The organism is Nitrincola schmidtii (assembly GCF_008973715.1).
GTDB classification, from domain to species: Bacteria; Pseudomonadota; Gammaproteobacteria; order Pseudomonadales; family Balneatricaceae; genus Nitrincola; species Nitrincola schmidtii.
In genome coordinates this window covers 1-1679 of the sequence record NZ_WBOL01000030.1, presented here as the reverse complement: position 1 = coordinate 1679, position 1679 = coordinate 1, and the positions used below count along the sequence as shown (strand labels likewise).

Genomic DNA, 1679 nt, shown 5'->3' with positions numbered 1-1679 from the left:
ATAATCTGTTGCCAGATGTGTCGCTTGGTTTGGTTGCTCATACCGACCTCCATCGATTAAAAGTGATGGAGATAGTGTGTCGCGGTTACATCTTAAATTATAGGTGCTGTTTTATGGGCGCTTACTGTAATACACTGACTTCGTTGTTAGTACTGGTATTCATTCGTCGTCACCCAGTAGTCCTTGCCATGGGTCATCGGCTAAAGCATTTAAATTGCTGGATGACTCAGCATCTTCATTCATAATTGCTTTAACTGCTTGTAACTTCTCATTAGGGATCAGTAACAGTTCACTATTTAGCCCTTTGGCGATGAGTTCAAGAGTGTCTAGACGAGGATTTCCCTTTGATTCAAGTCGTTGATACTGCTGACGCGACATGCCTACACGCAACATCATGTCATGTTGTTTCAGTGCCAAGGCTATACGGCGGCTTTTGATTTGATCAAGTAGTGATATCATACTTAAACTTATAAGATGCTATTCTCTATTTAGAAACATATTAGTTTCTTTTTTATTCATTAGCAATTTATATGTTTCCTCTTGAGAGATGAGGGTCGGAGTCTGTGGTATCCCCACGAATTGGAAGCTTTGACTGGTGATAGAAAAGGGCAGCACAGCATTCGAGTGAACGATCAATACAGGATCTGCTTTAAGTGGACTGAAGCTGGACCCGACGAAGTAGAGTTAACTGATTACCACTAGAGGTAAAATATGATCCGTATTCCCACACATAGACAGCCGATCCATCCCGGCGAAATGCTGCGAGAAGAGTTTTTGCAGCCGATGCAGATTACGCAGCGCGAACTGGCAGATGCCATTCATGTTCCTTACCAAAGGGTTAATGAACTGGTTAATCAGAAGCGTGGTATCACGCCAAGTACTGCGCTTCGTTTGGGCCTATTCTTTGGCGTTTCGGCCGATTTCTGGCTTAACCTGCAAATCAGATGGGACCTTTACAAGACACGACAAGCAGAGCAGGAAGACTTGGCCGAGATTCAAGATGTCACTCATTGGCGGCAGATGGCTTAACAAACGCGGAGATCGGGGAGTTTGGGGGCAGTGTCTGCAGAGATGTTACTCTGACCCTCATCTCTTTTTAATGATCCACTTCATATATCCTATTTGGATCATAGATTTAGTTATTTTGAAGAAAGATGGATAAGTTTAGGTGCTACTGATGATCAAAAGATACTCGTAGTTGCAAATCTCTTTTTTACTGATGATGGCGAAGAGATTATAAGAATTATTTCGGCAAGAAAGGCAAATCCTAAAGAAAGGAGCTTTTATGAGAACCATTGAGCAAAGAGCAGAGTTAGACAATTTCGAGCTTGCAGATGACTATGATTTCTCGAATGGAGTTCGTGGACGTTTTTACAAAGCTACTAAAGTATCTACAACGATAAGGTTAGATAATGATGTGCTGCTTTTCTTGAAGAAGAAGGCTGCTGAAGATCATATTGGTTATCAAACGCTAATAAACAGTCTGTTAAGGGATTATGTGAAAAACTCCGTTAAAGAAATTTAGCAAATCTGGAGAGATGTTACTCTGACCCTGTGGTATCCCCACGAATTATTAATAAATAACAACAATTTAGTCAAATAAGGGAACGTTCATAGCCCTTGGTGATCAATCATTTCGCCAAAAACTACTTACCACTAGAGCTATGAACGTAACGTCT

General features: G+C 41.2%; 4 protein-coding genes and 1 pseudogene. 4 read left to right on the top strand and 1 reads right to left on the bottom strand.

The features are described from left to right. Positions 1 to 159 precede the first annotated feature (159 nt). Positions 160 to 459 (bottom strand): helix-turn-helix transcriptional regulator, encoded by a 300-nt coding sequence (locus F7R24_RS14575; protein ID WP_151671993.1) that lies wholly within the window; start codon positions 457 to 459, stop codon positions 160 to 162. Positions 460 to 540: 81 nt separating this feature from the next. Between F7R24_RS14575 and F7R24_RS14570 the strand changes: the two genes are divergently transcribed. From F7R24_RS14570 to F7R24_RS14555, 4 genes and pseudogenes are all read left to right on the top strand, one after another. Then, positions 541 to 702, top strand: coding sequence for a type II toxin-antitoxin system RelE/ParE family toxin (locus tag F7R24_RS14570; protein WP_338087117.1), 162 nt, complete (start codon positions 541 to 543; stop codon positions 700 to 702). 9 nt (positions 703 to 711) lie between these two features. Next, entirely contained in the window at positions 712 to 1029 is a 318-nt protein-coding gene (locus tag F7R24_RS14565) for a HigA family addiction module antitoxin (RefSeq protein WP_151671992.1), read from the top strand. Between the two features lie 72 nt (positions 1030 to 1101). Continuing rightward, positions 1102 to 1299, top strand: a pseudogene (locus F7R24_RS15035) (BrnT family toxin); the annotation flags it as partial. Continuing rightward, positions 1286 to 1525, top strand: a complete 240-nt coding sequence (locus F7R24_RS14555; RefSeq protein ID WP_151671991.1) for a BrnA antitoxin family protein — start codon at positions 1286 to 1288, stop codon at positions 1523 to 1525. The pseudogene F7R24_RS15035 and the gene F7R24_RS14555, both read left to right, overlap by 14 nt. The last annotated feature ends 154 nt before the right edge of the window (positions 1526 to 1679 follow it).